Source organism: Deinococcus sp. (assembly GCF_018260555.1).
GTDB lineage: Bacteria > Deinococcota > Deinococci > Deinococcales > Deinococcaceae > Deinococcus.
Map to the genome: position 1 here is coordinate 1 of NZ_JAGLBB010000099.1, position 7,042 is coordinate 7,042.

The following is a 7,042-nucleotide window of genomic DNA, read 5'->3' on the forward strand; positions in this document are numbered from 1 at the left end:
TCCATTCCCGCTCCAACGTACTTTCTTCTGTTACGCGCTCCGCGCGGTTTATCTACGAGATAAACGCAGTGTACTTAAGTACGTTGAAGCTCACATGGCGCCCTGCCGGGAAAGCGCCGGAACCTCTCCATTCCCGCTCCAACGTACTTTCTTCTGCTCCGCGCTCCGCGCGGTTTATCTGTCAGATAAACGCAGTGTACTTAACACGGATTCCGGATGTGGAGTGGGCCACCCACGCCGTCATGGGCGCGCGGCAGGTTCCCAGAGCCGAGCTTCTGCTGTGGTGTCCCGGCAGGTGGGCTCAGGCGCGCGGGGCGAGTACGGTAAGCTGCGGGGGTGAGTGACGTCCCTGCTGACCTCCCCGCCCGCCCGGACGCCGCGCCGGAGGGGGCCGGGCCGCCTGCTGACCTGCTGGAAGGCGCGAAGGGACGCATGAAAGAGCTGGCCGTGACCTACGCCCGCACCCTGCCCGGGCTGGATACCCACGGGCTTATGCACGGCCTGGAGGGCGTGCAACTGACGTTCATGCCCATGGGTGACCGGGACGGAGCCTTTGATCCGGAGCACAACGTCATTCTGATCAACTCGCGCGTGCGGCCTGAACGGCAACGCTTCACGCTGGCGCACGAGATCAGCCACGCGCTCCTGCTGGGGGACGACGACCTGCTGAGTGACCTGCACGATTCTTTCGAGGGCGAGCGGTTGGAACAGGTCATCGAGACGCTGTGTAACGCGGGAGCCGCCGCGCTGCTGATGCCCGATGAACTGCTGACGGACCTGCTGGCCCGTTTCGGACCCACCGGCCGCGCCCTGGCCGAACTGGCCCGCCGCGCCGACGTGAGCGTCAGCACCGCCTTGTATGCCCTGGCCGAACGCACGGCTGCGCCGGTCCTGTACGCCGTGTGCGCCCTGAGCCGCGCCGGAGACGATGACGAACCTCACGCCGGACCCCCTACGAACGCAGGGGCCGGAGCCCCGAAAGTCCTGACCGTGCGCGTGGCGGGCGGCGCTCCCGGCGTGAAGTACACCCTGCGGTCAGGAACGACCATCCCGGACGATCACCCGGTGGCCGTGGCGCTCGATACGCGCCTGCCGATCTCTGAGGCCAGTTACGTGCCGTTCCGCTCCGGGCGGCGCATGCCTGCCCAGGTGGACGCCTTCCCGGTCCGTCAGCGGGTGCTGGTGAGCTTCCTGCTCCCTGAGCGGACCGGACCGGCGTGAACGCGCACACCCTGACCTTCGGTCTGCAGGCTCCGGGAACGGTGCGCACGGCGCGGGGCTGGGAGTGGCGCTGGCGCGGCGCGGCCGTGATGGGCATCCTGAACGTGACGCCCGACAGCTTCAGCGACGGGGGCCGTCACGCTGCGCTGGACGCCGCCCTGAACAGCGCGCGTGGCATGCGCGGCGCCGGGGTGCTGATCCTGGATATCGGCGGCGAGAGCACCCGCCCCGGCGCGGCTCCCGTACCCGCGCACGAGGAACTTGACCGGGTGCTCCCCCTGATCCGCGCGCTGGCCGGGCAGGGCGTGCTGCTGAGCGTAGACACCATGAAGGCCGAGGTGGCGGCCGCCGCCCTGCGCGCCGGAGCGCACCTGATCAACGACGTGAGCGGCCTGCGTGACCCGGCCATGCGCCGCGTCTGCGCTGACGCCGGAGCGCCCGCCTGCGTGATGCACATGCAGGGCCAGCCCCAGACCATGCAGGCCGCTCCGCACTACGGCGACGTGGTGAACGAGGTGCACACCTACCTGCGTGAGCAGGCGCGCGAGGCGCTGAACGCCGGGGTGCCCAGTGTGCTGCTGGACCCCGGCATCGGCTTCGGGAAGACGCCCGAGCACAACCTGAGCCTGCTGCGCGCCCTGCCTGACCTGAGCGCAGGCCCGCACCCCGTCCTGATCGGCGCGAGCCGCAAGCGCCTGATCGACCTGATCGCGCAGGTGCCCCACGCAGCCGACCGTGACCCCGGTACGCTGGCGCTACACCTGCACGCCGCCCGCCAGGGAGTCGCCGTGGTCCGCGCCCACGCCGCAGCCGCGCACGTTCAGGCCCTGCGGGTACAGGCGGCTCTGGGTGTGGAGACCCCGGACATTCAGGCCCCGGACGTTCAGGCCATGCGGGGCGCCTGACCCGGCCCGGCGGTAGACTCGGGGACGATGAAGCCCGCCCTGACCACCGTCACGCCCCCTGCCGGGCCAACCGTGAGCCGCGTCGTCCTCCAGGGACTGGAATTTCACGCGCGGCATGGCGTGTACGACACCGAAGCTGTGCTGGGCGCCCGCTTCGTGATCGACGCCGAACTGCACTACTCCTTCGCGCAGCTGAAAGATGACCTGAACGAGGCCGTGAACTACGCCGAGGTGTACGCCGCCATTCAGGAGGAAGTCACGGGCACCCGCCACCAGCTGATCGAGGTGCTGACCGGTTTCATCGCCCGCCGCCTGCTGCGTGAGCAACCGAAACTGGAGGCCGTGACCGTGCGCGTGCACAAACCCTTCGCGCCGCTGCCCGGCGTGTTCCGCGACGTGTTCACCGAACTGACCCTGACCCGCGCGGACCAGTAAGCCTTGAAGGCCGCTAAGTACGTTGAAGCTAACATTGCGAGATTCCGGGAAAGCGCCGGAACCTCTCCATTCCCGCTCCAACGTACTGTCTTCTGCTACGCGCTCCGCGCGGTTTATCTACAAGATAAACGCAGTGTACTTAATACCAGGACCGACGCTTTCATCGCCCTGGGCGCGAACCTGGGCGACCCACTGGCCGCGCTGCGCCGGGCCGCCACGCAGCTGGGGACGCTGGGGCAGGTGGTGGGCGTCTCGGCGCTGTACCGCACCGCGCCGGTCGGCGGCCCCCCCGGCCAGCCCGACTACCTGAACGCCGCCGCGCAGCTCCGTACCAGCCTGAACGCCGGACCCCTGCTGGCCGCGCTGCACGAACTGGAAGCCGCCGCAGGCCGCGAACGCCACGAACGCTGGCAAGCCCGCACCCTGGACCTCGACCTGATCACGTATGGCGACCTGATCAGCCACCACCCCTCACTGAGGCTGCCCCACCCGCGCGCCTGGGACCGCGCCTTCGTGCTGGCGCCCCTGAACGACCTGAACCCCGACCTGCGCCACCCTGTCACCGGCGAGACCGTGCGCGCCGCCCTGATCCGCCTCGGCATGGACGGCGTTCAGCGGATCGGCGGGCCCTGGCTGCCCTGATCGCCAGCATCCAGCTGTGACCGTGACAAGCCCGGGTCCACGCTCCGCACAGGTGGGAACCCTGGCAGGGAAAGGCCAGGCAGGTGAAGGCCAGCCGCGGCGGTCTGCCGGACGGTAACAGCAGACCGTCACACCTCACGCCGTCTGTGCTCCCCCGGGGCGCTATGCTGGGAGGCGACATGAGCGAGCACACCAAAACCACCAGCCACGGAGGCGCAGGCCGCGCGCTGCTGTGGGTCGTCCTCCTTCTCACCCTGGCCCTGCTGGGCTTCGTGACGGCCACCGCCGTCCGCCACAACCCCATCTACAGCGACCGGGAAGCCAACGGCATCAGCCGCTACAGGTTCATCGAGAACTGCAAGGAACTCGCGCACGACACCGAGGAACTCACGGTCGGTGCCGCCGGTCAGAGCATCCCCCTCAAGACCCTGATCGAGCAGAGCGCCCCCCTGAAGTCTGGCGATACCATTCACGCTGACCTGGACGCCGAACCCGCCCAGATCATCAAGGCCACCCAGACCACCGAAGGCGGCGGGTGGACCTTCACCGTTCCCGCGACCGTCGCCGTGCACAACGGCGAGCGGATCAACATCCTGGGCCAGCTTCCGCTGCAGTGCGCGCACGACAAGAAAACCGGCAAAACCACCGCGCAGCTCAGCCTCCCCGGCCAGTAACCCTCAGATCACCGCAGGCCGCGCTTCCCAGTGGGGGCGCGGCCTGCCTTTGTTTCACTGATACGGACTGCGGTTGATTCGGTGCAGTTCTGAATCAACGGCAGTCCGTATTACATCACCACTTCCAGGCCACTGAGGCACTCCTCGGCAATCGCGCGGGCCAGGGGATCGCGGGTGCTTCGGGCGTAACTGACGCCCAGTTGCAGGTGCCGCTGACTGCCGGGCGCGCTCACGAGTTCCAGCGTCTGGTAGAACGCCAGGTGTGTGTGCGCCAGCAGCACGTCCCGCGTGCGTTCGGGTGGCAGGATCGTCAGCAGGTTCAGGGCCTCGCTGTACGAGGAAAGGGCGCGGTTCTGTTCTCCTTCGACCGCCCAGTCACGCCCCAGTTGCAGGGCGCGGGCAGCAGACAGGTACGCGCTTCTCATGACCGGAATTCTAGAGCATGACTGCCATCGGCGCCGCTGACCTGCCTGCCCCCCTGATACGGACTGCCGCTCCACTGCGCCACAGTCGGGAAGGCGCCGCCTGCGGCTTCACACCGCAGAATCCGCATGTTGTTCCTCCTCGCGTCCGCTCGGATTGATTCAGAACTGCCCCGAATCAACCGCAGTCCGTATCACTCCGTATCAGTCGAGGGGAATGACGCGCAGCGTGCCCGTCGCAGCCGGGCCGTCGATGGTCAGCACTTCCAGGTGGCAGGGCAGGTCGTCGCGGCCCAGTTCGCGGATCAGGTAGGCCAGGGCGGCGCGGTGCATCAGGGCCAGTTTGCGGGATGTGACGCTCTCGGCGGCGCTGCCATGGCGGGACGCGGCCCGTTGCCGGACTTCCGTGAACACCAGTACGCCCAGCGGGGTGCGGGAGACCAGATCGATCTCGCCGCCGGGAATGCGGTAATTGCGGTGCAGGATATCGCGGCCCAGGCTGCGCAGGTGCGCCTCGGCGCGGTTCTCGGCGTCCGTGCCCTTCACGCCAGCCAGTCGGCCCAGGACGTGAAGTCCGGCGTGGTTCGTTCCGCGCCCGCCTCACGCAGGGCCGCGCCGGGCGCGGTGGTGGTGAGGGCCACCACGCGGCAGCCCGCGCCGACCGCGCTGCGCACGCCGTTCACGGCGTCCTCGTGTGCCAGACAATCGGCCGGGTCCAGGCTCAGGCGTGCGGCGCCCAGCAGGAACGGCTGCGGGTGCGGTTTACCCTGCGTGACATCCTCGCCCAGCACGCGCGGCCCGAAACGGCTCCCCAGCCCCAGCGCCTGCAGCCCGAACTCCACGTTCACGCGGTCGGCACTCGTGACCAGCGCGAACGGAATCCCGCGTGATTCCAGCGCATCCAGGTAGGCGCTCAGGCCCGCCACCTCGCGCAGCGCGCCCGCCGCGAGCTCCCGGTACCGGCCCTCCTTGACCTGATGGAAGTGAGCGGCCAGGGCCTCGTCCGGGTACGTGCCGGTCAGACGCTCGATGATCTCCGGGTTGCGGCCCCCGTCCACCTTGGTATCCAGATCGTGCCCGGACAGGGTCAGGCCCAGCACGCTGGCCGCCACCTCCCGCCACGCCTGCCGGTGAAAGTGATTGTTATCGGTCAGCACGCCGTCCATGTCGAACAGCACACCCGCCGGACGCCACGGCCAGGCGCTCATGGCTGGTCCCCGGGCCAGTCCAGGTCGTCCGGGCCGTGCCCGAGTTCGCCCAGCAGCTCCCGGTACAGGCGAGCGGCGCGGCGGCGCACATCGTCCAGCGAGGCGTCCTCGGGAGCGAACTCCAGCGCGGCGTCCAGCGCGCCGGCCAGGACCGCCCCGTAGATCGGCCAGCGCCCCGGCGCGGCGGACCCCTCGCCGTCCGGCGTTTCCGGCATGTCCGGCCGGGAAGGCGGCAATGAAGGCGTCAGGGAAGGCTCGCTGCCCAGCGCCCGCAGCGCCGACTCGGACGCCACGCGCTCGGCGTCGCGTTTGCTGCGGCCCTCGCCACCCTCGCCAAGCACCTGCCCGCCCGCCTGAACCGTCACCCGGAACCGGCGGTCGTGCGGGGGGCCGTGCGTCTGTGCCTCGAAGGTGGGCGCGCCCAGCCCCAGCGTCAGCGCCCGCGCGATCAGATCACCCTTGGCATTCATGCCGCCCAGCGTAGCGCGGCACCGAGGCTCACGGGCGACGTTCTGACTCACGCCGCGCCCGCCTTCATGACCAATGCTGTAAGCTCGTGCGCGGCCCGTGACCTGTGCTGTCGCTGCGGCCGGAGGTCACGCCTATGAAAACCCCCGCCGCGCGGAGCCTGCTCGCCCCGCTGCCCCTGCTGCTGATCGCCCTGTACGCCCTGAGTATCCTGCTGGCGAACCTGACCCTGAATACCTTCATTCCGCTGCCGCTGTACGGCCTGCTGAGCGTGGGTACCATCTTCTTCGCGGCCGTGTTCACGCTGCGCGACCGCATTCACCGCGCCGGCGGCCTGAACGCCGTGTACGTGGCCATTGCCGCCGCGCTGGTCGTGAATACCGCCGTTGCGCTCATCACGGGGACGCCCTGGCGCTTCATCGGCGCGAGCTTCCTGGCCATCCTGGCTGGAGAACTGGCCGACACCGCCGTGTACCAGCGCCTGATCAGGCGCAACTGGTGGACGAGGGTGCTGGCCAGCAACGCCGTGAGCGTCCCGCTGGACAGCGTGCTGTTCAACCTGCTGGCCTTCTGGGGCGACATGCCCGCCTCGCAGATCGCGCAGATCATCTTCGCGGACATCGTCATCAAGTACCTGATCGCCGCGCTGTTCGCGCTGCGCGTCCGGCACGTGACGCGCAGCGCCGCCTGATACGGACTACCGCTCCACTGCGCCACAGTCGGAAAAGCGCCGTCTGCGACTCCATACCGCGAAGGGGCGTCTGCTATTCCTCCTCGCGTCCGCTCGGATGGATTCAGAAATGCGCCGAATCAACCGGAATCCGTATCATGCAGGCGGAATCCGTATCACCGCTCCCTTCAGCCGGCGCCCAGGAATTCGACCTGCACGCCGTTCTCGTCGGCGGCGCGGCGCGCGAGTTGCAGCGTCGCCTGCGCGCCTGCCCGCAGCGCCCGCTCGGGCCGGTGCCACAGTGCCTGCGCGACCCGGCTGGCCCGCCGCACGACGAGAACCTCGCCCGGCAGGGCCAGCTCCACGGCGGCCAGCAGCGCCTGCGCGCTCGGCGGGA

The 7,042-nt window shown here is 69.2% G+C and carries 10 protein-coding genes and 1 pseudogene; 6 read left to right on the top strand and 5 right to left on the bottom strand.

The features are described 5' to 3' along the window. Positions 1–432: 432 nt before the first annotated feature. The 5 genes from QZ271_RS13395 to QZ271_RS13415 all read left to right on the top strand — a co-directional run bounded on the left by QZ271_RS13395 (position 433) and on the right by QZ271_RS13415 (position 3,877). Entirely contained in the window at positions 433–1,221 is a 789-nt protein-coding gene (locus tag QZ271_RS13395; protein ID WP_291432313.1) for an ImmA/IrrE family metallo-endopeptidase, read from the top strand. Further along, positions 1,218–2,126: a dihydropteroate synthase gene (gene folP / locus QZ271_RS13400; RefSeq protein WP_291432299.1), complete on the top strand. Its 909-nt coding sequence runs from the start codon at positions 1,218–1,220 to the stop codon at positions 2,124–2,126. The genes QZ271_RS13395 and folP overlap by 4 nt, the downstream gene beginning before the upstream one ends. 72 nt (positions 2,127–2,198) lie before the next feature. Next, positions 2,199–2,561, top strand: a complete 363-nt coding sequence (gene folB / locus QZ271_RS13405) for a dihydroneopterin aldolase (RefSeq protein ID WP_291432315.1) — start codon at positions 2,199–2,201, stop codon at positions 2,559–2,561. Positions 2,562–2,564: 3 nt separating this feature from the next. Then, positions 2,565–3,203, top strand: coding sequence for a 2-amino-4-hydroxy-6-hydroxymethyldihydropteridine diphosphokinase (folK, locus tag QZ271_RS13410; RefSeq protein ID WP_367114378.1), 639 nt, complete (start codon positions 2,565–2,567; stop codon positions 3,201–3,203). A 179-nt stretch (positions 3,204–3,382) separates the two neighbouring features. Next, a complete protein-coding gene (locus QZ271_RS13415) occupies positions 3,383–3,877 on the top strand; it encodes a hypothetical protein (RefSeq protein ID WP_291432301.1) in 495 nt (164 codons plus the stop codon). A 110-nt stretch (positions 3,878–3,987) separates the two neighbouring features. On the opposite strand, the gene QZ271_RS13420 is transcribed toward QZ271_RS13415, so the two are convergent. The 4 genes from QZ271_RS13420 to QZ271_RS13435 all read right to left on the bottom strand — a co-directional run bounded on the left by QZ271_RS13420 (position 3,988) and on the right by QZ271_RS13435 (position 5,977). Next, a complete protein-coding gene (locus QZ271_RS13420; RefSeq protein WP_291432302.1) occupies positions 3,988–4,302 on the bottom strand; it encodes a hypothetical protein in 315 nt (104 codons plus the stop codon). Positions 4,303–4,503: 201 nt separating this feature from the next. Next, positions 4,504–4,845, bottom strand: coding sequence for a YraN family protein (locus QZ271_RS13425; RefSeq protein WP_291432304.1), 342 nt, complete (start codon positions 4,843–4,845; stop codon positions 4,504–4,506). Further along, entirely contained in the window at positions 4,842–5,507 is a 666-nt protein-coding gene (locus QZ271_RS13430) for an HAD family phosphatase (RefSeq protein ID WP_291432306.1), read from the bottom strand. Before QZ271_RS13430 ends, QZ271_RS13425 begins: the two co-directional genes overlap by 4 nt. Beyond that, the gene (locus QZ271_RS13435) at positions 5,504–5,977 is read right to left on the bottom strand and encodes a putative dsRNA-binding protein (RefSeq protein WP_291432309.1); all 474 of its coding nucleotides are present in this window, start codon (positions 5,975–5,977) and stop codon (positions 5,504–5,506) included. Before QZ271_RS13435 ends, QZ271_RS13430 begins: the two co-directional genes overlap by 4 nt. Before the next feature lie 134 nt (positions 5,978–6,111). On the opposite strand from QZ271_RS13435, the gene QZ271_RS13440 reads away from it, so the two are divergent. Further along, the gene (locus tag QZ271_RS13440; protein ID WP_291432311.1) at positions 6,112–6,666 is read left to right on the top strand and encodes a VUT family protein; all 555 of its coding nucleotides are present in this window, start codon (positions 6,112–6,114) and stop codon (positions 6,664–6,666) included. A 167-nt stretch (positions 6,667–6,833) separates the two neighbouring features. Here QZ271_RS13440 and QZ271_RS13445 read toward each other — a convergent pair. Next, a pseudogene (locus tag QZ271_RS13445) lies at positions 6,834–7,042 on the bottom strand (ribonuclease H); the annotation flags it as partial.

Excerpts from the sequence above, each read along its gene's own strand:
- QZ271_RS13420 (WP_291432302.1), bottom strand. The coding sequence starts at position 4,302 with ATGAGAAGCGCGTACCTGTCTGCTGCCCGCGCCCTGCAACTGGGGCGT.
- QZ271_RS13440 (WP_291432311.1), top strand. The coding sequence starts at position 6,112 with ATGAAAACCCCCGCCGCGCGGAGCCTGCTCGCCCCGCTGCCCCTGCTG.
- QZ271_RS13415 (WP_291432301.1), top strand. The coding sequence starts at position 3,383 with ATGAGCGAGCACACCAAAACCACCAGCCACGGAGGCGCAGGCCGCGCG.
- QZ271_RS13435 (WP_291432309.1), bottom strand. The coding sequence starts at position 5,977 with ATGAATGCCAAGGGTGATCTGATCGCGCGGGCGCTGACGCTGGGGCTG.
- QZ271_RS13395 (WP_291432313.1), top strand. The coding sequence starts at position 433 with ATGAAAGAGCTGGCCGTGACCTACGCCCGCACCCTGCCCGGGCTGGAT.
- QZ271_RS13430 (WP_291432306.1), bottom strand. The coding sequence starts at position 5,507 with ATGAGCGCCTGGCCGTGGCGTCCGGCGGGTGTGCTGTTCGACATGGAC.